General features: G+C 66.8%; 17 protein-coding genes. 9 read left to right on the top strand and 8 right to left on the bottom strand.

The genetic code is table 11. The annotated features are described in order from the left end of the window. The first annotated feature begins 57 nt into the window (after positions 1 to 57). The gene (gene clpX, locus EL337_RS18830; protein ID WP_048632077.1) at positions 58 to 1,338 is read left to right on the top strand and encodes an ATP-dependent Clp protease ATP-binding subunit ClpX; all 1,281 of its coding nucleotides are present in this window, start codon (positions 58 to 60) and stop codon (positions 1,336 to 1,338) included. Positions 1,339 to 1,608: 270 nt separating this feature from the next. Here the strand turns inward: clpX and EL337_RS18825 are convergent, their stop codons facing one another. From EL337_RS18825 to EL337_RS18815, 3 genes are all read right to left on the bottom strand, one after another. Then, positions 1,609 to 2,913: a glycosyltransferase gene (locus tag EL337_RS18825; RefSeq protein WP_048632078.1), complete on the bottom strand. Its 1,305-nt coding sequence runs from the start codon at positions 2,911 to 2,913 to the stop codon at positions 1,609 to 1,611. A gap of 82 nt (positions 2,914 to 2,995) precedes the next feature. Then, positions 2,996 to 3,820: a formate dehydrogenase accessory sulfurtransferase FdhD gene (fdhD, locus tag EL337_RS18820; protein WP_048632079.1), complete on the bottom strand. Its 825-nt coding sequence runs from the start codon at positions 3,818 to 3,820 to the stop codon at positions 2,996 to 2,998. Continuing rightward, positions 3,808 to 6,177, bottom strand: a complete 2,370-nt coding sequence (locus tag EL337_RS18815) for an FdhF/YdeP family oxidoreductase (RefSeq protein ID WP_048632080.1) — start codon at positions 6,175 to 6,177, stop codon at positions 3,808 to 3,810. The genes fdhD and EL337_RS18815 overlap by 13 nt, the downstream gene beginning before the upstream one ends. Before the next feature lie 248 nt (positions 6,178 to 6,425). On the opposite strand from EL337_RS18815, the gene EL337_RS18810 reads away from it, so the two are divergent. Next, a complete protein-coding gene (locus EL337_RS18810; protein ID WP_048632081.1) occupies positions 6,426 to 8,600 on the top strand; it encodes a glutamine synthetase III family protein in 2,175 nt (724 codons plus the stop codon). A 74-nt stretch (positions 8,601 to 8,674) separates the two neighbouring features. Here the strand turns inward: EL337_RS18810 and EL337_RS18805 are convergent, their stop codons facing one another. The 3 genes from EL337_RS18805 to EL337_RS18795 all read right to left on the bottom strand — a co-directional run bounded on the left by EL337_RS18805 (position 8,675) and on the right by EL337_RS18795 (position 10,489). Then, complete coding sequence (locus EL337_RS18805) at positions 8,675 to 8,944, bottom strand: metal-sensitive transcriptional regulator (protein WP_048632082.1); 270 nt, start codon at positions 8,942 to 8,944, stop codon at positions 8,675 to 8,677. Between the two features lie 73 nt (positions 8,945 to 9,017). Then, entirely contained in the window at positions 9,018 to 9,893 is an 876-nt protein-coding gene (locus EL337_RS18800; protein WP_048632083.1) for a sulfite exporter TauE/SafE family protein, read from the bottom strand. Positions 9,894 to 9,898: 5 nt separating this feature from the next. Then, on the bottom strand, positions 9,899 to 10,489 hold the full coding sequence (locus tag EL337_RS18795) for a rhodanese-like domain-containing protein (protein ID WP_048632084.1): 591 nt from the start codon (positions 10,487 to 10,489) through the stop codon (positions 9,899 to 9,901). A 204-nt stretch (positions 10,490 to 10,693) separates the two neighbouring features. Between EL337_RS18795 and EL337_RS18790 the strand changes: the two genes are divergently transcribed. The 6 genes from EL337_RS18790 to EL337_RS18760 all read left to right on the top strand — a co-directional run bounded on the left by EL337_RS18790 (position 10,694) and on the right by EL337_RS18760 (position 16,564). After that, the gene (locus EL337_RS18790) at positions 10,694 to 12,073 is read left to right on the top strand and encodes an MBL fold metallo-hydrolase (protein ID WP_048632085.1); all 1,380 of its coding nucleotides are present in this window, start codon (positions 10,694 to 10,696) and stop codon (positions 12,071 to 12,073) included. 22 nt (positions 12,074 to 12,095) lie between these two features. Beyond that, positions 12,096 to 13,298 (top strand): NAD(P)/FAD-dependent oxidoreductase, encoded by a 1,203-nt coding sequence (locus EL337_RS18785; RefSeq protein ID WP_048632086.1) that lies wholly within the window; start codon positions 12,096 to 12,098, stop codon positions 13,296 to 13,298. 34 nt (positions 13,299 to 13,332) lie between these two features. Beyond that, the gene (trxA, locus tag EL337_RS18780; RefSeq protein ID WP_048632087.1) at positions 13,333 to 13,692 is read left to right on the top strand and encodes a thioredoxin; all 360 of its coding nucleotides are present in this window, start codon (positions 13,333 to 13,335) and stop codon (positions 13,690 to 13,692) included. A 281-nt stretch (positions 13,693 to 13,973) separates the two neighbouring features. Further along, the gene (locus EL337_RS18770) at positions 13,974 to 14,387 is read left to right on the top strand and encodes a DUF302 domain-containing protein (protein WP_048632088.1); all 414 of its coding nucleotides are present in this window, start codon (positions 13,974 to 13,976) and stop codon (positions 14,385 to 14,387) included. A 34-nt stretch (positions 14,388 to 14,421) separates the two neighbouring features. After that, positions 14,422 to 15,195 (top strand): sulfite exporter TauE/SafE family protein, encoded by a 774-nt coding sequence (locus EL337_RS18765; protein WP_048632089.1) that lies wholly within the window; start codon positions 14,422 to 14,424, stop codon positions 15,193 to 15,195. A 22-nt stretch (positions 15,196 to 15,217) separates the two neighbouring features. Next, positions 15,218 to 16,564: an MBL fold metallo-hydrolase gene (locus EL337_RS18760; protein ID WP_048632090.1), complete on the top strand. Its 1,347-nt coding sequence runs from the start codon at positions 15,218 to 15,220 to the stop codon at positions 16,562 to 16,564. 37 nt (positions 16,565 to 16,601) lie between these two features. On the opposite strand, the gene EL337_RS18755 is transcribed toward EL337_RS18760, so the two are convergent. Then, the gene (locus EL337_RS18755) at positions 16,602 to 17,684 is read right to left on the bottom strand and encodes an NHL repeat-containing protein (RefSeq protein WP_048632091.1); all 1,083 of its coding nucleotides are present in this window, start codon (positions 17,682 to 17,684) and stop codon (positions 16,602 to 16,604) included. Between the two features lie 144 nt (positions 17,685 to 17,828). On the opposite strand from EL337_RS18755, the gene EL337_RS18750 reads away from it, so the two are divergent. Further along, complete coding sequence (locus tag EL337_RS18750) at positions 17,829 to 19,388, top strand: Na+/H+ antiporter (RefSeq protein ID WP_048632092.1); 1,560 nt, start codon at positions 17,829 to 17,831, stop codon at positions 19,386 to 19,388. 22 nt (positions 19,389 to 19,410) lie between these two features. Here EL337_RS18750 and EL337_RS18745 read toward each other — a convergent pair whose 3' ends face one another. Then, positions 19,411 to 20,259 carry a sugar phosphate isomerase/epimerase family protein gene (locus EL337_RS18745; RefSeq protein WP_048632093.1) on the bottom strand — a complete coding sequence of 283 codons (849 nt, stop codon included), beginning with the start codon at positions 20,257 to 20,259 and terminating at the stop codon, positions 19,411 to 19,413. Between the last annotated feature and the right edge of the window lie 10 nt (positions 20,260 to 20,269).

Genomic DNA, 20,269 nt, shown 5'->3' with positions numbered 1-20,269 from the left:
GGTGTAACCCACCGAATGATCGATATCGACGGCGACAGGAAGTAGGACCCCAGCACCATGGCACGCATTGGAGACGGCGGTGACCTGCTGAAGTGCTCGTTCTGCGGAAAGAGCCAAAAGCAGGTGAAGAAGCTCATTGCGGGACCGGGCGTCTACATCTGTGACGAGTGCATCGACCTGTGCAACGAGATCATCGAGGAGGAGCTCGCCGACGCTGACGACGTCAAGCTGGACGAGCTGCCCAAACCCGCCGAGATCCGGGAATTCCTCGAGGGCTATGTCATCGGTCAGGACACCGCCAAGCGCACCCTCGCTGTCGCGGTCTACAACCACTACAAGCGCATCCAGGCCGGCGAGAAGATGCGCGACTCGCGCTCCGAGCCCGTCGAGCTGTCGAAGTCGAACATCCTGATGTTGGGGCCCACCGGCTGCGGCAAGACCTACCTCGCGCAGACGCTGGCGAAGATGCTGAACGTACCGTTCGCCATCGCCGACGCCACCGCGCTCACCGAAGCCGGCTACGTCGGCGAAGACGTCGAGAACATTCTGCTCAAGCTGATCCAGGCGGCCGACTATGACGTCAAGCGCGCCGAGACCGGCATCATCTACATCGACGAGGTCGACAAGATCGCCCGCAAGAGCGAGAACCCGTCGATCACCCGCGACGTCTCCGGTGAAGGTGTGCAGCAGGCTCTGCTGAAGATCCTCGAAGGCACGCAGGCGTCGGTGCCCCCGCAGGGCGGGCGCAAACACCCGCACCAGGAATTCATCCAGATCGACACCACCAACGTGCTCTTCATCGTGGCCGGCGCATTCGCGGGCTTGGAGCGGATCGTGTCCGATCGCGTCGGCAAGCGCGGCCTGGGCTTCGGCGCCGAGGTGAAATCCAAGGCGGAGATCGACACTCAGGACCACTTCGCCGAGGTCATGCCCGAGGACCTCATCAAGTTCGGGCTCATCCCCGAGTTCATCGGTCGTCTGCCGGTCGTGGCATCGGTGACCAATCTGGACAAAGAGTCCCTCGTTCAGATCCTGTCGACGCCCAAGAACGCCCTGGTGAAGCAGTACACCCGGCTGTTCGAGATGGACGGCGTCGAGCTCGAGTTCAACGAGGACGCGCTGGAGGCCATCGCCGACCAGGCGATCCACCGCGGCACCGGCGCGCGCGGGCTGCGCGCGATCATGGAAGAAGTTCTGCTGCCGGTGATGTACGACATCCCCAGCCGCGACGACGTCGCCAAGGTTGTCGTGACCAAGGAGACCGTCGAGGACAACGTGCTTCCGACGATCGTGCCGCGCAAGCCCCCGCGCAGCGAACGGCGCGATAAGAGCGCTTAGTTCTTCACCGAGCGTCCACTGAGGGTCGTCGAGTCTTCGGACCGACGACCCTCAGTGCACTCTCGGTCTGTGCGGACTCCGTCGTGGGGGAGGAAGGCGTCGCAGAGCGCGCTGGCCAAACCCCACAGCAGGAAAGCTCCGACGGCGACGAACTGAAGTTCGGTGAACATGCTTCGATCTTTCTGCCGGTGCTGACGACGGATACGGGCAGTCGCGGGCCCGACGTGCGATACGGGTGAGGCGGTGGGACATACGGCTCCGTGCACGCATTCATGACCGCACCGGGAGGCGCTCATGGATGACCTCGTCGATCACCGCGGCGATCTCAGCGATGCTGTCCCGCGCCGCGTAGGCGCCCTGCAGGCGCCGGGCCGACCTTCGGTAGGTCGGCGTGTTCAGCACGTCTCGCACCGCGTCGCGCACCTGGGTGGGTGTCGGGGTGCCGGTGCGCAGGTTGAGTCCCACCCCGAAGTACTCGACGCGAGCGGCAACCTCGGGCTTGTCCTCGGTCTGCCCGGCTACCACCAACGGCACGCCGTCGGACAACGCGCGCTGCACGGCACCGTATCCGCCGTTGGTCACCATCACGTCCACCATCGGCAGCAACACGTCATGCGGCAGATACTCTGCGACAAACGTGTTGCTGGGCAATGGAATCCGAATCTGTGATACCGGCCTGCCACCGGTGCTGACCACTACTGTGACGTCCTCGCCGGCCAGTGCCTCGATGGTCGGTTCGATCAGCCTGGTCAGATCGGCATTGTCGACGGTGCCCTGCGTGACGTGCACGACGGGGCGGCCGCTGCTCAGTTCGTCCCACCACGGCGGGGCGATGAAATCGTCGCTCGGCAGCGGGTTCACCGCGCCGACGAAGCGGACGTGGGCCGGCAGATCGCCGCGTTGGTACTCGAATTCGGGGACCGTGGGGACGATCACCCGATCTGCCAGCACGCCACAGTCGAGGACGAAGACCGGCAACTTCGGCATGCCCATCACGTGGAGCATCCGATCCGCCGCCCGATGCGCCGGGCGCAACAGCACATTCTGGGTGACGAGTCTCAGCAGCCGGTTACGCAGGCGGCCTGCAACACCCGGCATCGGCAGGATTCCGGGGCCACCGGGGGCGGTGTCCTTGCTGCCGAGAAACAGGGGGGTGGTGGTGTAGGTCAGGATCGGTGGTCGTGGGACATCGCTGCGGAGCAGCAGGGGAAGTGTGCCGAGGAAGAACGCGTCGCTGATGACGGCGTCGTAGCGGCTCTCACCGAGCAGGTGCTGCAGTGCGCTGTACTGGTGGGGTAGCGGACGGACGAAGATGTGTTCGACGTCGAAGTTGATGCGCGGGATGCCCGACGTGCGAGCACGTCCCGGCAGATCGTCGTCGAGGGCGGAATCGTCGTAGTCCGCGCCGTGCGGCAGCGGGCGGGGCTCGGCGCCGACGGCTCGGATCTTGTCTGCGTGGCGGGCGCTGGTGAGGACCGTGACGCGGTCACCGCGTGCGACGAGTCCGCGCGTCACGTTCAGCAGTGGCGAAATGTGTCCGACGGGAGGGCAGGAGGCGATGAGAATGTGTGGCATGCCGTCGATGGTTGCCGCTCACCGGGTCTGAACGCTTGGAGGCTTTGTGGAGATCTCAGGGAGATCGCCGGAAGCGCCATTCTCAGCTCGTCACCCGGTCTGGGCGGGTGTAGACGTTCATCGAGTCGCCGCGCAGGAACGCGACCAGCGTGAGCCCGGACTGACTGGCGAGGTCGACTGCCAGTGACGACGGCGCCGACACCGCGGCGAGCACCGGGATACCGGCCATCACGGCTTTCTGGGTGAGCTCGAACGACGCCCGGCCGCTCACCAGAAGCACCGTGCCGCTCAAGGGAATCCGGCGCTGTTCCAAGGCCCACCCGACGACCTTGTCGACGGCGTTGTGCCTGCCGATGTCCTCGCGGACCACCAGAGCGGTGCCGTCGGTGGTGAAGAGCGCGGCCCCGTGCAGTCCGCCGGTCGCGGCGAACACCTTCTGTTCGTGGCGCAACTTTTCGGGCAACGCCGACAGCGTCTCGGCAGTGACCGTCGTGGGGTCGTCGCCGGGGCCGTGCTTGCTGATCAGCCGCACCGCGTCCAGGGAGGCCTTACCGCAGACCCCGCACGACGATGTGGTGTAGAAATTGCGGGTGGGGTCTACGTCGGGCGCGGGCACGTCGGGGGCGAGCGTGACGTCGAGAACGTTGTAGCTGTTCACTCCGTCTTCGTTGGCGCCGCGGCAGTAGCGAACCGACATGATGTCGTCGCGACGGCTGACGATGCCTTCGGTGAGCAGGAACCCTTGTGCCAGTTCGACGTCCGAGCCCGGGGTGCGCATCGTGACGGTGATCGGCGAGCCGTCGACCCGGATTTCCAGCGGCTCCTCGACCACCAGCGTCTCGGGCCGCGCCACCGCGTCGTCCGCGGTGACGTGGTGCACCCGCCGGCGGGCGGTTACTCGTCCCATGCCGCACCGCTCACCAGATCATCGGGCGCACTTGCTGGTTCGAGCCTGATCACGACGGCCTTCGAGACGGGGGTGTTCGACCTCGCGGCCACGTGGTCCAGTGCGACCAGCGAATTCGTCTCCGGATAGTAGGCCGCAGCATTGCCGACCGGCGTCGAGTACGGCACGACCCTGAAGTCCTTGGCGCGACGCTCCTCGGTCTCGCCGTCGGCGGTGAACTCCGACACCAGGTCCACCCGGTCACCCTCGGTGAGGCCGAACGACGCGATGTCGGCGGGATTGACGAACACCACTCGCCGGCCGCCCTCGACTCCGCGGTAGCGATCGCTGAGGCCGTAGATGGTGGTGTTGTACTGGTCGTGACTGCGTAGCGTCTGCAGGACCAGCCGCCCAGGGGGTACCGGGACCCATTCCAGCGGATTGACCGCGAAGTTCGCTTTCCCTGTGCTGGTGGGAAATTCGCGGGAGTCGCGGGGGCCGTGCGGCAGCTGAAATCCGTCGGCTGCCCGCACCTTGGTGTTGTAGTCGGCGCAGCCGGGCACCACGGCGGCGATCGCGTCGCGGATCGTGTCGTAGTCGCCGTTGAACCGCTCCCACGGCACCGGGTGCGCCGGCCCGAGAAGTTCGCGGGCGAGCTGACAGACGATGGCCACTTCGCTGCGCACCTGCTCGCCGGGTGGATGCAGGCTGCCCCGCGACAGGTGGACCATCGACATCGAATCCTCAACGGAAACCTGTTGTTTGACACCGTTCTGGACGTCGCGATCGGTGCGACCCAGGGAGGGCAGGATGAGTGCGGTACGGCCGTGCACGACGTGGCTGCGGTTCAGCTTTGTCGACACCTGCACGGTCAGCGCACACGCCCGTAACGCGGCCTCGGTGACCGCGGTGTCCGGCGTCGCGAGTGCGAAATTGCCGCCCATCCCCATGAACACCTTGGCGCGGCCGTCGCGCATGGCGCGGATGGCGTCGACGGTGTCCACGCCGTCCTGGCGCGGACTGGTGATACCGAAGTGGGCGTCCAACGCGGCGAGGAACTCCTCGGGCATCTTCTCCCAGATGCCCATGGTCCGGTCACCCTGGACGTTGGAATGGCCGCGCACCGGGCACAGGCCCGCGCCCGGTTTGCCGATCATCCCGCGCATCAGCAGAACGTTGCTGATTTCGGAGATCATTGCGACGGCGTGCCGGTGCTGGGTGAGGCCCATCGCCCAGCACGCCACCGTGCGCTCCGATTCGGCCACCATGGCAGCCACCCGCTCCAGCTGGGTGCGCGAAATGCCGGTGGCCTCCAGCACGGTGTCGAGGTCGACCGCGCGCGCCTGCGCTTCGTATTCGGCGAACCCGTGGCAGTAGGTGTCGATGAAGTCGCGGTCGATGACGCTGCCCGGGCGGCGATCGTCGGCCTCCAGCAGCAGGCGGGCCACCCCGGCGAACAACGCCATGTCGCCGCCGAGACGGATCTGGACGAACTCGTCGGCGACCGCGACGCCGTGACCGACGACCCCGTGCACCTTCTGCGGGTCCTTGAACCGGATGAGGCCGGCCTCGGGTAGCGGGTTGACGGCAATGATCTTCGCGCCGTTGGCCTTCGCCTTCTCCAGCACCGAGAGCATGCGCGGATGGTTGGTTCCGGGGTTCTGCCCGGCGATGACGATGAGGTCGGAGTTGGCCACGTCTTCGACTGTCACCGAACCCTTGCCGATGCCGATCGAGTCGACCAGCGAGGCGCCCGAGGACTCGTGGCACATGTTGGAGCAGTCGGGCAGATTGTTGGTGCCGAAGCTGCGCACCAGCAGTTGGTACAGGAAGGCGGCCTCGTTGCTGGTCCGCCCAGAGGTGTAGAACACTGCCTCGTTGGGGTCGTCCAGCGCGCGGAGCTCGCCGGCGATAAGCCGGAACGCTTCGGGCCAGCTGATCTCCCGGTAATGATCGTCGCCGGGCCGCAACACCACGGGGTGGGTGAGCCGGCCCTGCTGACTCAGCCAGTACTCCGGCCGGCCCTCGAGGTCGGATATCGAGTGCCGGGCGAAGAACTCGGGCGTCACCACCCGCTTGGTGGCCTCCTCGGCGACCGCCTTGGCGCCGTTCTCGCAGAACTCGGCGAATTTGCGGCCCCCGGGTTCCTCCGGCCACGCGCAGCCAGGGCAGTCGAACCCCTTGCGTTGATTCAGCCGGATCAACGACGCCGCGGTGCGCAGTGGGCCCATGGACTTCACGCCGCGCTGCAGCGACACGAGTACGGCCTTGACTCCCGCCGCTTCCTGCTCCCGCTCGGTGACCACTGCCGCGTGCTCGTCGTAATCGGCCTTGATGTCACGGGTGACGCCTCGCCCCCTGCGCAGTCGTAGTCCCATGAAGCCAGGGTAGGCGGCGGTGCAGCGCCGCTGCCGGGAGGCCTCAGCGATTATTTGCCGTCTGGGATCGACGGGCTGCCTGGTATTCGCCCAGGATGGCGGCGGCAAACCTGAATCCGGTGACCGTTGGTAACTAGCGCCTTCTGTCGTTGACGCCGGCGTAACAAGATCGGCATGCGGCGTTCCTACTGTGGGCCGGTCAATGTCCGCCGAGCGAATGCGGACACCTGATCTGCAAAGGAAGTCCATTGAGCGGAAATTCGGTGCGCCTGCAGGCCATCAACAACGTCGAGGGGCACGTGCCTCCCGCCATCTGCTTCGACCCGGCCGAGGCGCCCGGTGAGGTCTTCGGCTCCAACGTCTTCACCAAGGCCGAGATGCAACTGCGGCTGCCGAAGTCGGTGTACAAGTCCGTCGTCGCCACCATCGAGAAGGGCGCCAAGCTCGACCCGGCGGTCGCCGATGCGGTCGCGTCGGTGATGAAGGACTGGGCGCTGTCGAAGGGCGCGACGCACTACGCCCACGTCTTCTACCCGATGACCGGGCTGACCGCCGAGAAGCACGACAGCTTCCTCGAGCCTGTCGGCGACGGGCAGACTCTGGCCGAATTCGCCGGCAAGACCCTGATCCAGGGTGAGCCGGACGCGTCCAGCTTCCCCTCCGGTGGTCTGCGCAGCACTTTCGAAGCGCGCGGCTACACCGGCTGGGACGTCACCAGCCCCGCTTACATCCTGGAGAACCCGAACGGCAACACGCTGTGCATCCCGACGGTGTTCGTCTCGATGACCGGTGAAGCGCTGGACTACAAGACCCCGCTGCTGCGCAGCCAGCAGGCGATGGGCACCCAGGCCGAGCGCATACTGAAGCTGTTCGGCCACAAGGATTTCGACCACATCGTGTCCTTCTGCGGCCCCGAGCAGGAGTACTTCCTGGTCGACCGTCACTTCTTCCTTGCGCGTCCGGACCTGATCAACGCGGGCCGCACACTGTTCGGCGCCAAGCCGCCCAAGGGCCAGGAGTTCGACGACCACTACTTCGGCGCCATCCCGGACCGGGTGCTGGGCTTCATGATGGAGACCGAGCGAGAGCTGTTCAAGCTCGGCATCCCGGCCAAGACCCGACACAACGAGGTCGCGCCCGGGCAGTTCGAGATCGCCCCGATGTTCGAGCGGGCCAATATCGCCGCTGACCATCAGCAGCTGCTGATGACGACGTTCAAGACCATCGCCAAGAAGCACGGCATGGAGTGCCTGTTCCACGAGAAGCCGTTCGCCGGTGTCAACGGCTCGGGCAAGCACGTGAACTTCTCGCTGGGCAATTCGCAGTTCGGCAGCCTGCTGGTGCCCGGCGACACCCCGCACGAGAATGCGCAGTTCCTGGTGTTCTGCGCCGCGGTGATCCGCGCGGTGCACAAGTTCTCCGGCCTGCTGCGGGTGTCGGTGGCCTCGGCCACCAACGACCACCGGCTCGGTGCCAACGAAGCGCCGCCGGCGATCATCTCGATCTTCCTCGGTGACCAGCTAGCGGATGTCTTCGACCAGATCGCCAAGGGTGCGGCCACCTCGTCCAAGGGCAAGGGCACCATGATCATCGGCGTCGACACGCTGCCGATCCTGCCGACCGACCCGGGCGACCGTAACCGCACCAGCCCGTTCGCGTTCACCGGTAACCGCTTCGAGTTCCGCGCACCGGGTTCGGGGCAGACCATCAACGTGCCGATGATCATCCTGAACACGATCATGGCGGATTCTCTCGACTACATGGCGACCTGGCTGGAGAATGCCGTCGCCGACGGCGAGGACTTCGACATGGCTGTGCAGAAGTTGCTCACCGAGATCATCACCGAACACGGCGCGGTGGTGTTCAACGGCGACGGCTACTCGGAGAACTGGCAGATCGAGGCCGCCGAGCGCGGGCTGCCGAATCTCAAGACCACGCTCGACGCCATCCCTGAGTTGGGAAAGCCCGAGGCGATCGAGGTTTTCGAGAAGTACGGCGTGTTCAACGCCCGCGAGCTGCACAGCCGCGAAGAGGTCCGCTACGAGATGTACGCCCTGACAATCGCCGTGGAGGCCAAGCTCACGCTGGAACTGGGCTCGACGGTGATCCTGCCCGCGGCGGTCCGGTACCAGACCGAGTTGGCGTCCAACGTCGCCACACTCAAGGCTGCGGGTGTCGAACCGGATCTGACGCTGTTGCAGACGGTCTCCACGCCCATCTCGGAGCTGACCAGCGCACTGGCGGCGCTCAAGGCTGCGATGGCCGAGCACGGCGGTGACTCCGCCGCCGAGGAAGCCGCCCACGCCCAGAGCCTGCTGGCATTGATGGACGACGTGCGTGCCGCTGCGGACACGTTGGAAGGCGTTGTGGCCGACGATCTCTGGCCACTGCCGACCTACCAGGAGATGCTCTACATCCTCTGACGTGACACCGTGAGATCGGCGCCCCCGCGAACGGCGGGGGCGCCGATTTTCGTTGATGCACAGGACGATCGACGTCAGGCCAGTGCCAGGAACAGCTTCTCCAGCTCGGCTTCGGTCATCGGTTTCGCACTGCCGGCGCCGTCACCGGCGATGCAGTCCCGCAGGCCGGTGGCGACGATCTTGAAGCCGGCTCTGTCGAGCGCTCGTGACACCGCCGCCAGCTGGGTGACGATGTCCGCGCAATCGCGGCCCTGCTCGATCATCGAGATGACCCCGGCGAGTTGCCCTTGTGCGCGCCGCAACCGGTTGAGTACCGGTGCGATGCTGTCGTGGTCGCCAACCATCGGACTGTCCTTCTTCCCTGTGACGGGGATGCGCTACCGCACCCCGGTGGTATCTGACTGTGGGGGACCGGCCTCACGCCGCTGCCGCGCCCGCCCGGTGGGTGCCGACCAGGTGGCGGAGTGGACAGAACTGAATTCGACTGCAGGCCAGATACATCGCCAACGCGACCGCGGTCAGCGCCGCCGCCGTGATGCCGGCAGCGAGGTGGATCTCCTGGCCGAGGATGACCGAGGACATCCCGAGAACGAACCAGCCGAAAGCCTTGCGCAGCGCGTCCGGGTCCACCATCGCGGTCAGGCGTGCGCCGATCAACGCCCCCGCGACCGCCGCGGCGGTCACCGCCAGCGCCAGCGGCCAGTCGATCTGCACGCTGGAGAGGTAACCGGCCAGGCCGGCGAACGACTTCATGGCGATCACCACCAGCGAGGTGCCGACCGCGACGGGCATGGACAGCCCGCCCAGCAGAGCCAGAGCGGGCACCACCAGGAACCCGCCACCGGCGCCGACGAGCCCCGTGACCAACCCGACCACCAGGCCCTCCGCGATGATCTTCGGGATCGGCATCCGGTGGGTGCCGTCGGCGGCGTGGACATTCTTGCGTCCACGCAGCATTGCGACGGCGGTGGCGATCATCATGACCGCGAAGCCGATGAGCAGCACGGTGCCCGGGATGAACCGGGCCAGCAGGCCACCGCCGTAGGCGCCGGCCATGCCGGCTGCTCCGAAGATCAGGCCGGTGCGCCACTGCACCCGGCCGGCGCGGGCGTGGGAGACGGCGCCGACCGCGCTGGTCACGCCGACCACCAGCAGGGAGGTGGCGATGGCCTGCTTGGCGTCCATGCCGGCGACATACGCCAGCAGCGGGACGGTCAGGATCGAGCCGCCGCCGCCGAGCAGGCCCAGTGCGATGCCGACGAAGACGGCCAGGCCGACAGTCAACGCAATCATGACGGTTACCGGACCTTCGGGGCGGCGGGCGATCCGACGAGTTGGGCCACGACAGTCGCAGCGTCGCAGGTGGCTCCCCGGTTGTAGGGCAGCTTGGACAGCAGCATGCCCATCGCGCAGGTGTTCGACAGCGCGGCGAACGTGAGACCGCCACCGATCGCGCCGGCAACCCACTTGAGTTTGGGTGCGGCGATGCTGCCCAGGATGCTGGTCAGCACGACCGATCCGGCGACGAGGCGGACCTGCCGCTCGAGATCCCAGCGTTGGGTGCCGCGGTTGACCGCGAAACCGGCTGCCTCCCAGGCCACGATGCCGCCATCGAGGATGTGCACGTGGGCCAGGCCGGCATTGCGCAGAGATTCCTCGGCCTGCGCGGCGCGCTGCCCGGAGCGGCACACCAGCACCACCTCGTCGTCGAGGTGCGCGATGATCTCGTCTCGGTGCTCTCGCAACAGATCGAGGGGCACGTTGTAGGCGCCGGCGATGTGGGCGGTCTCGAATTCGCCCGGCGTCCGTACATCGAGGACCCGTGGCGGCGCGGCCGAACCCATGCGCTCGCTGAGGTTCTGCGAATCGATCGTGGCGGCGGATGTCATGGCGGTGGGGGTCCTTCCGGCTGGCCGGCGGTGACCAAAGCCTCTACGTCTTTGATACCGCCAGGGGTATGTTGATACCTGATGATAGATATACCCCCACCGGTATTGTCAAGGTGGGAATCAGATACCCCCCGGGGTAGTTGACATACCCATAGGGGTATATGTCAGGATGGCGTAGCCCACCCGAATGAGAGGACTGAGGACATGAAGTTCATCCAGTACTACCTGGACTGCCTGTCGCACGCGTCGTACCTGATTGCCGATGAAACCACCAGGCGTGCAGTAGTTGTCGACCCGCAACGTGACGTGTCCGAGTACCTGGCCGACGCCGAGGAGCTGGGCCTCACCATCGAGCTGGTGATCGAGACCCACTTTCACGCTGACTTCCTCTCCGGTCACCTGGAGCTGGCGAAGGCTACCGGCGCGAAGATCGTCTTCTCCTCCGTCGCCGAGACCGAGTTCGAGTCGATGGGCGTCGCCGACGGCGAACGCTATTCGCTGGGAGAGGTGACGCTGGAGTTCCGCCACACACCGGGGCACACGCCGGAGTCGCTGAGCATCGTGGTCTACGAACACGCCGACGACAAGGTTCCCTACGGCGTACTGACCGGGGATGCGCTGTTCATCGGCGACGTCGGCCGGCCCGACCTGTTGGCCTCGATCGGCTTCACCCGTGAAGAACTTGCCGACAAGCTCTACGACTCACTGCACAACAAGTTGATGACCCTGCCCGACGCCACCCGGGTGTATCCGGCACACGGCGCAGGTTCGGCCTGCGGGAAGAACCTCTCCACCGACCTCTGGTCGACCATGGGCGACCAGAAGGCCACCAATTACGCGCTGCGCGCCCCGGACAAGGCCACGTTCATGAATCTGGTCACCGAGGGCCAGCCACCGGCCCCGGGCTACTTCGTCTACGACGCGATCCTCAATCGCAAAGACCGCGAATTGCTCGATGAGACCAAAATGCCGACGGCGATGACGTACGAGCAGGTTCTCAGCGCGATCAGCGGGGGAGCGGTGCTGGTCGACGGCCGCAACCCCGAAGAGTTCGCACTCGGACACCTGCGCCATGCGATCAACATCGGCCTCGAAGGCCGCTACGCCGAGTTCGCCGGATCCGTACTGCCCTCCGCCGTCGACATCGTGCTCTTCACCGAGCCGGGCCAGGAATTGGAAGGCAAGAACCGCCTCGCCCGCATCGGCTTCGACCGGGTGATCGGCTACCTCGACAAACCGTTCGAGGTGATGTTCGAACACCGCGGCGACGTGCAGGTGGCGTCGCGACTGACAGCCAAGGCCTTCGACGAGCGCTCGGCGCAGATCGACGGGCTGCAGATCGTCGACGTCCGCAATCCGGGCGAGGTCGAGGCCGGTGCCATCCCGAACGCGATCCTGATCCCGGTGGGCCAATTGCCGGCTCGCCTGGGTGAACTGGATCCCACCGCGCCGACCGTCGTGTACTGCGCCGGTGGCTATCGGTCCTCGGTCGCAGCCAGCCTGCTGCGCAAACACGGCTTCACCGACGTCAGCGACATCCTGGGCGGCTACGGCGCCTGGGCCGACGCGATCCAGAACGCGTGACCGGCAGCAGGAGACAGATCAGATGACCATCAAGGCCAAACACCAGATCCTGATCGTCGGCGGTGGGACCGCCGGCATCACCGTCGCGGCTCGGCTGCTGCGCAAGGGCTATTCGGACGTCGCGGTGATCGAACCGTCCAGCGCGCATTACTACCAGCCGCTGTGGACGCTTGTCGGCGGTGGTCAGGCGAAGGCTTCGTCCACCGAGCGACCCGAGTCCTCGGTCATGCCCAAAGGTGCGACGTGGATCAAGAACCGCGCCAGCGCCGTTGAGCCCGCCGACAACACGGTCACGTGCGCCGACGGCACCACCTACGCCTATGACGTGCTGGTCGTGTGTCCCGGCATCCAGCTCGACTGGAAGAGCACCGAGGGGCTCGAGGATGCCCTGGGTCATGACGGGGTGTCGTCGAACTACCGGTTCGACCTCGCGCCACGCACCTGGGATTACATCCGCAGCCTGCGGTCCGGGACCGCGGTGTTCACCGTGCCCTCCGGTGCGATCAAGTGCGCCGGGGCTCCACAGAAGATCGCCTATCTGGCGTCCGACTACTGGAGAAGCCAAGGAGTACTGCAGGATATCGACGTCCACCTCGTCATGCCCGGCGCAAGGCCCTTCGGAATACCCGCCATCGCCGACAGCCTCGACACCGTCATCGCCGACTACGGCATCACACTGCACACCAACTCCGAGGTGACCATGGTGGACGCGGCGTCGCGCAAGGTGGGCATCACCAGCGTCGGGCCGGGCGGAACCGACACGATGTTGCCGTATGACGTGCTGCACGCCGTGCCACGTCAGTCGGCTCCGGACTGGATCAAATCGAGTCCGCTGTCCACCGGCGATGCGGCAGGTTACGTGGAGATCGACAAGCACACCATGCAGCATGTGCGCTACCCCAACGTATTCAGCCTCGGTGACGCCGGTTCGTCGCCGAACTCGAAGACCGGAGCGGCGATCCGCAAGCAGGCACCGGTGGTCGTCGACAACATCGACGCACTCGTGACCGGTCAACCGTTGCGCGCGTCCTACGACGGGTACTCGTCGTGCCCGATCGTGACGTCGTCGCACGCAATGCTGCTCGCCGAGTTCGACTATGACCTCAACCTCGAGCCCTCGTTCCCGATTCTCGACCCCACGACGCCGCACCGGGCGTACTGGTACCTCAAGAAATACGGGCTTCCGTTCATGTACTGGAACCTGATGCTGAAGGGCCTTGCGTAGACATTCGCCCAATTCACCACGAAAGGAAACCTCAATGGCAACAATCAATCTCACGACGTCCGACTTCGCATCCACCGTCGCGGACAATCCCGTCGTGCTGGTCGACTTCTGGGCATCCTGGTGCGGTCCGTGTCGCGCCTTCGCGCCGGTCTTCGACCGATCGGCGCAGTCGAATCCCGACGTCGTTCATGCCAAGGTCGACACCGAGGCGCAGCGGGACCTGGCGGCGGCGCTGCAGATCCAGGCCATCCCGACGATCATGGCGTTCCGTGACGGCGTGCTCGTCCACCGCCAACCGGGCGCGATGCCCGCGGCGGCCCTCGAGGACCTGATCACCAGAATCAAGGCGCTCGACATGGCCGACGTGCGCGCCAAGATCGCCGCCGGGCGCTGATCCTCAACCGCGAAGGACGGATCCCATGTGCTACCCCCAGAAGTGCCCGCGCTGTGGAAAGACCGGCTGGGCCGGTTGCGGAGAACACGCCGACGACGTGATGCGCTCGATACCTCCATCTCAACGATGTCTGTGTGAGCGGGTGCCGCCCGGCGACGCCGCACCTCGAAAGATGCCGAGGTTTACCCCGGATACCCCCACGGGTAATCTGTGGACGGGGTGAGCTTGGCGATCCGCTCGGCAGGACGCTTCCATTGCGAATTTGGGAAAGGAAGACCGACATGACACTCGCCATATCGACCAGCCTGCGCGCATCGTTCGACGACGCGGTGGAGATGACCCGAAAAGCACTATCTGAACAGGGATTTGGAGTTCTCACCGAGATCGACGTCAAGGCCACACTGAAGGCCAAGCTGGACGAGGACATGGAGGACTACCTGATCCTCGGCGCGTGCAATCCGGCGCTGGCGCACCGTGCAGTCGGCGTGGATCGCCAGATCGGTCTGCTGCTGCCGTGCAACGTCGTCGTGCGGGCAGACCCCGACCGCGACGGGATGGTGATCATCGACGCCATGGATCCTGAGCTGATGGTGCAGGTGGCCGACCAGCCGGGACTGCGGGCGGTCGCCGACGACGCCTCCGCCAAGCTGCACGCCGCCATCGACGAGCTATCCCGGACATCGTCGTCGGAGTGACCGACGCCCGCACGGCACGGGCGGGGAGCGCGCCATGATCCTCGGAATCGCCCTCGCGCTGGGGGCCGTGATCGGGGTGCTGCTGGGCCTGCTCGGCGGCGGCGGATCCATTCTCGCCGTCCCGGCGCTGGTCTATGTGCTCGGCCTCAACATCAGCCAGGCGATCCCGATGTCCCTCATCGTGATCGGCGTCGCGTCCGCAGTCGGCGCAGTGCCGAAAGTCCTTGCCCATCACGTGCAGTGGCGACTCGCCGGTATCTTCGCCGCGACCGGCATCCCGGCGACCTTTCTCGGCACCGCGATCGGCAGGCACCTGCCGCAGCCGGCACTGCTGATCGGCTTCGCACTCGTGATGGTGGTGGCCGGAGTGCGGATGCTGCAGGACAAGGGCGACACCGGCACGGCCTGCACCGTCGGGGACAGCGGCATCAACTGGCGCCGGTGTGCACCGCGATCTCTGCCGGCCGGGTTCATCGTCGGTCTGCTCACCGGCTTGTTCGGAGTCGGCGGCGGATTCCTGATCATCCCGGCGCTGGTCCTCATGCTCGGTGTGGAGATGCCGATCGCCATCGGCACCTCACTGCTCATCATCGTCGCCAACTCCGCCGCCGGCGTGGTCTCCCACCTGGGCGGGGCAGGCATCGACTGGCCGATCACCGCGGCGTTCGTGGGCACGGCCATCGTCGGTTCCCTGGTCGCGGGCCACTACGGCACCACACTCGACACCGGGCGGCTGCAGCGCTGGTTCGCCTACCTCGTCTTCGTCGTGGCGGCCTACGTCCTGGTCGACACGATCTTCCTGCACTGAACACACCTGGAAAGGGTCACGCATGCACGTATCGATCATCGAAACCTCCGGCCTCGGTGACCGCAGCTACCTGGTCGACCACGACGGTATCGCTGTGGTCGTCGACCCCCAGCGCGACATCGACCGGGTTCTGGCACTGGCCGAAGAACGCGGGGTGAGCATCACCCACGTGGTCGAGACACACATTCACAACGACTACGTCACGGGCGGTCTTGAGCTATCACAGACGGCGGGTGCGGAGTACGTGGTACCGGCAGGCGACGACGTCGCCTACGACCGGCGGCCGGCGCGCGATGGCGACATCGTCGATGCCGGATCAATTCGGTTGCGGGTCATCCACACTCCGGGCCACACCCACCACCACGTCAGCTATGCGCTGCAGGACGACGGGGGAACGGTCCACGGTGTGTTCACCGGAGGGTCGATGCTGCACGGCACCACCGGGCGCACCGATCTGCTGGGCGATGACCACACTGAGGAATTGACTCACGCCCAGTACCACTCGGTGCGGCGACTGGCCGACGTGCTGCCGTCCGGCACGGCGGTGTATCCGACCCACGGGTTCGGCAGCTTCTGCTCGGCCACGCCGGCCAGTGGCGACGCCTCCACCATCGCCGACGAATTGCGCACCAACCCGGCCCTGACCAGTGACGAGCAGGGCTACGTGGACCAACTGCTTGCGGGACTGTCCGACTATCCCGCCTACTACGCGCACATGGGTGTCATCAACGAGGCCGGACCCGCGCCGGTGGACCTGTCCCTACCGGAACCGGTCGACCCCGTCGAGCTGCGCCGCCGCCTCGACGCGGGAGAATGGGTCGTCGACCTGCGCAGCCGGACGGCTTTCGCCGCGGGTCACCTCGCCGGCAGCCGCGGATTCGAACTGTCCGAGTCCTTCGTCACCTACCTGGGCTGGTTGTACGAATGGGGCCAACCGCTGACCCTGATCGGCGAGAACACCGACCAGATCGCCGCGGCGAGAAGGGAGCTCGTCCGGATCGGCATCGACCGGCTCGCCGGTGCCGCCGTGGGTGACATCGACGACCTCCGCGCAGGCAGACCACTGCAGACCTACAGCGTCGCGTCGTTCACGCACCTCGCCGAGAAGCTGGGTTCCGGGGACGTCGAGGTGCTCGACGTCCGGCAAAGGCAGGAGTTCGACAGCGGGCACATCCCGGCGGCGCACAACATCCCGCTGCATGAGCTGCTGAACCGAATCGGTGAGGTGCCCGAGGGGGAAATCTGGGTGCACTGCGCATCGGGGTACCGGTCCTCCATCGCGGCTTCCCTGCTCGACCGAGCCGGCCGCACCGTCGTGCTGATCGACGACGACTACGAGGTGGCGGAGGAACTGGGCCTCCCTGGCTGACCGGGCAGGGTTGTCCGTCCCCGCCGCTCAACGACGCTCAACCAGGGTCGACGATCTGTACCACCCCAGCGGTGACGCCGGCGATGAACAGCCGGCCCGTCGTCGAGTCCACGCCCAGTGTGTAGGGGTTCTGGACCGTCGGCACCCGCTGCACTTCGCGCGGCATCGGCTCGGTCATGTCGTAACCCACCACCTCATTGGTGCCCGACGAGGCGACCCACAGCCTGTCGCGGGTGGGGTCGTAGGTGATGCCGTACGGCCCACCGGCCTGGGGGATCTCGGCGAGTTGACGCGGCTCGGTGTCGAACACGCGCACGGCGTCGCCACGGGTGTCGGTGGCGATCATCCGCCCGTGCCGGTCGGCGACCAGGTGCGTGGGACCCTCGCCTGCCGGTGTGGACCCGACGATGGTCAGCGACTCGCTGTCGTAGATCGTCAGATCGTTCTTGCGAACGTCGAGCAGGCCCATCGCGTTACCCACGGGTGCCAGCCCGGCAGGTTGCACGCTGTCGGTGAACACCTTGACGATCTGGTCACCGCGAACTGCGGCGACCGTGCCGCCCAGTTCGTTGGCGACGAAGACCGTACCGTTGGGGGCCTGCGAGGCGTCGTGCGGCACGGTGCCGGTGAGCACCTGTGACTCGGCGCGACCGCCCGGCAGGTCGACGCGGACCAGTGCGTTGGCGCTTTCCACCGGGACCAGAACCGGGCCGCCCGGCGCAGCGAGCTGAAGGTGCCTGACAAACCCGGGAAGTGGCGTGCGGCCGGTGATCTCGCCGGTGTCTGCGTTGAGCAGGACGAGCTCGTCGGGATCGCGCTTGGCGATGGCGACGGTGCGTGTGACCGGGTCGACGACCACACCCTCCGGCGCCGTCCCAACGGGAACGATGCGGCCCGGCGCCGGGCCACTCGGGGCCGGCGCCTGCTGCGGTTCCGCGGGCGGCGGCAGGTCGTCGGCCGGCGGACGGGTGCCCTCCGTCGGTACACCGGACGGCAGGATGCCGGTGGTCGTCGGTGTCGCGGCGGCCGTCGCCGAGGGTTCGGGGGGTGCCTGCGCGGCGTCCTGACTGCCGCAGCCCGCGAGGAGAAGCACCACGGCGAGCAGCAACCGGTAGGTCATGGACGAGTTCTACCCGGATCGGCGGCTGCGCACCGTGGCGGTCTGGTCTCGTAAGAAAGCCGACATCAGGTGCACCGCCGCCCGGTTTCGTCCTCCGCCAAATCGGGAAACTGCACCCGTGATTACTGACTGGATGTGGCTGCAATGGCCGGGCTGACGCTGTTGCTCGCGCTGGCGGCGGCCACCGTGCTCCTTGCGCCGCTGGCCGAGCGCATCAACCTTCCATATCCCGTCGTTCTGCTGATGTTCGGGTTGGCGGTCGCCTTCATTCCGGGGATGTCCGCACCTGCGGTGAACCCCGAGTTGATCCTGCCCCTCGTGCTGCCGCCGTTGCTGTTCGCCGCGGCCAGGCGGACGTCGTGGCGCCAATTCCTGGACAACCGTAGGGCGATCGGCGTGCTGGCGATCGCATTGGTCGCGGTGACGGCCTTCGCAGTGGGCGTCGTGCTGCATTCGATTGTGCCGGGCCTTCCGCTCATCGCCGCGATTGCCCTGGGGGCGGCGGTGGCGCCGCCCGATCCCGTCGCGGCCACCGCCGTCGCCCACAAGCTACGGCTTCCCCGCAGACTGCGGACGGTCCTCGAAGGCGAGGGGCTGTCCAACGACGCCACCTCGCTGGTGCTCTATGAGGTTGCGGTCGCCTCGACGGTGACGGGAGCGTTCGCGCCGTGGCATGCGGGGGCGACGCTGGCCGGTGCCGTCGTCATCGGCATCCTGGTGGGCCTCGCGATCGCGGTGGCGACGCGCTGGCTGCTCAAGAAGCTGCCCGCGCATCCCGCCGGCAGCGCGCTGATTCTGGTCATGCCGTTCGCGGCCTACGTGGCCGCCGACGCGGCACACGGCAGCGGGGTCCTCGCCGTCGTGACCATCGCGCTTGGGCTCAGTCGCTACTCCGACCACGAGTCCGCGCAGACGAGGCTGGTCACAGGCACCACGTGGGACATCGTCGAACTGCTGGTCACCGGCGCCGCGTTCGCGTTCGTCGGCCTCGAGCTGCGGGCCGTCGCCGACCAGGTGTCCGGCTCGGTCGGCGCGCTGATCGGCCAGGCCCTGCTGATCACCGCGATTGTCGTCGTGGTGCGATTCCTGTGGATTTTTCCGGTCGCCGCGCTCGACGAACGCATTCTGCGTCGTCGAAGCGACCGCGCCGAGCCTGTCGGCTGGCGGGAGATGACAGTGGCCTCCTGGGCGGGGATGCGCGGCGTGGTCACGCTGGCGGCGGTGCTGGCGCTGCCCCCGGACTTCCCCGAGCGCGAGCGCCTGATCTTCATCGCGTTCGTTGTCATCATCGCCACGATGCTGGCGCAGGGCCTCACACTGCCGCTTCTGGTCAAGCTCCTAGGCGTCACAGCCTCCAGTGAGGAACAGGACGCGCAAGAACAGGAACTGCTGCAGCGGGCGCGCGACGCGGGTGCGCGCCGTTTGCAGGAAGTGCGCGATCGCGGCGATGTCGAGCCGTCGGTGATCGACGAAGCACTCGAGAACGCCGACAGAATGTGGCATTCGATGGGCATCGCCGACGACGGTGCTGACCGTGAGTCGCTGCACGTTCGCGACGCCGGAACGGTGAACGCGTTGAAGGAGGAGCTGCTCGAAGCCGCCCGCGATGCAGTGGTCGGCGCCCGCGCCGAGTCAGGGGCAGACCCCACCGTCGTCGACCGGGTCCTGCGCCGCCTGGATGCCCGTGGCACGACCGCGGCTTGATCGCGGTCACGCGCGGACGTCGTCAGAGCACGGTCAGCGTTGATGCGGCCGCCCGCATGAGTGCTTCCCGGACCGGAAGGGCGCGGAACGACGTCGAGAGGATCTCTACCCCCCACGGCCCGTCGAAGCCGAGTTCACGCAGGACGGCGACGAGACCGGGGAGGTCGAACGTGCCCTCGCCGCACAGCAGCCGGTTGTCCACGGTGTCCTCGAACAGCGTGCCGGCCACGGTGTCTGCGGCATCGTCGAGTTCGACGCCGTAGACCATGCCGGGGTGCAGCACGGTCCGGAGCTCGTCGAGCGTCGTCCCCGCCCGAAACACGTGCCACGCGTCAACCAGCAGACCGATGGCGGAATGCCCTGTTGCGGAGATGATCTCGGCTCCCAGGGGCACCGTCGAGATGACCGAGAACGGCATGGTCTCGAGTGCGATCCGCGTGCCGTGCTCGACGGCCTGGTCGGCGAGGTCCCGCAGGGATGCAGTGAGCCTCTCGGGCTCCGGCGTCGGCGGTCCGTTCTCGGAGCCGATCTTGACGAAGGCGGGAGCCAGGACATCGGCGGCGTCGAACAGAAGATCGCGAACTGCATAGCTGTTGCCCGGCTCGTCCCTGGGCACCCACCAGCGTTCGATCAGCTCGATCTCGATGTGGGTCAACCCGTGATCGGCCAGCAGATCCCGCAGGCCCGCGAAACCGATGGTGTCACGGACTATTTCGAGGTCGGCGGCGATCAGCCCCATGCCGCAGAAGCCCGCGTCTGCCACGGCCGCAACGCGTTCGGCGATCGGCACCGGGCTGACCGACGGTGTGCGCGCAGGCGAGGTGTCACCCGCGCTCGTCCACGCCGTGGCCACGAGGGAATGCTCCGCCATGAGAGTTCCT

Origin of the sequence: Mycolicibacterium aurum (genome assembly GCF_900637195.1) — a bacterium.
Classification (GTDB): domain Bacteria; phylum Actinomycetota; class Actinomycetes; order Mycobacteriales; family Mycobacteriaceae; genus Mycobacterium; species Mycobacterium aurum.
Note: the sequence above shows the minus strand (reverse complement) of the source record. Positions and strands in the feature narration are given on the sequence as shown.

Excerpts from the sequence above, each read along its gene's own strand:
- EL337_RS18805 (WP_048632082.1), bottom strand. The coding sequence starts at position 8,944 with ATGGTTGGCGACCACGACAGCATCGCACCGGTACTCAACCGGTTGCGG.
- EL337_RS18765 (WP_048632089.1), top strand. The coding sequence starts at position 14,422 with ATGATCCTCGGAATCGCCCTCGCGCTGGGGGCCGTGATCGGGGTGCTG.
- EL337_RS18745 (WP_048632093.1), bottom strand. The coding sequence starts at position 20,259 with ATGGCGGAGCATTCCCTCGTGGCCACGGCGTGGACGAGCGCGGGTGAC.
- EL337_RS18750 (WP_048632092.1), top strand. The coding sequence starts at position 17,829 with ATGGCCGGGCTGACGCTGTTGCTCGCGCTGGCGGCGGCCACCGTGCTC.
- clpX (WP_048632077.1), top strand. The coding sequence starts at position 58 with ATGGCACGCATTGGAGACGGCGGTGACCTGCTGAAGTGCTCGTTCTGC.
- EL337_RS18815 (WP_048632080.1), bottom strand. The coding sequence starts at position 6,177 with ATGGGACTACGACTGCGCAGGGGGCGAGGCGTCACCCGTGACATCAAG.
- EL337_RS18785 (WP_048632086.1), top strand. The coding sequence starts at position 12,096 with ATGACCATCAAGGCCAAACACCAGATCCTGATCGTCGGCGGTGGGACC.
- trxA (WP_048632087.1), top strand. The coding sequence starts at position 13,333 with ATGGCAACAATCAATCTCACGACGTCCGACTTCGCATCCACCGTCGCG.
- EL337_RS18770 (WP_048632088.1), top strand. The coding sequence starts at position 13,974 with ATGACACTCGCCATATCGACCAGCCTGCGCGCATCGTTCGACGACGCG.
- EL337_RS18760 (WP_048632090.1), top strand. The coding sequence starts at position 15,218 with ATGCACGTATCGATCATCGAAACCTCCGGCCTCGGTGACCGCAGCTAC.
- fdhD (WP_048632079.1), bottom strand. The coding sequence starts at position 3,820 with ATGGGACGAGTAACCGCCCGCCGGCGGGTGCACCACGTCACCGCGGAC.
- EL337_RS18825 (WP_048632078.1), bottom strand. The coding sequence starts at position 2,913 with ATGCCACACATTCTCATCGCCTCCTGCCCTCCCGTCGGACACATTTCG.
- EL337_RS18800 (WP_048632083.1), bottom strand. The coding sequence starts at position 9,893 with ATGATTGCGTTGACTGTCGGCCTGGCCGTCTTCGTCGGCATCGCACTG.
- EL337_RS18790 (WP_048632085.1), top strand. The coding sequence starts at position 10,694 with ATGAAGTTCATCCAGTACTACCTGGACTGCCTGTCGCACGCGTCGTAC.
- EL337_RS18795 (WP_048632084.1), bottom strand. The coding sequence starts at position 10,489 with ATGACATCCGCCGCCACGATCGATTCGCAGAACCTCAGCGAGCGCATG.
- EL337_RS18755 (WP_048632091.1), bottom strand. The coding sequence starts at position 17,684 with ATGACCTACCGGTTGCTGCTCGCCGTGGTGCTTCTCCTCGCGGGCTGC.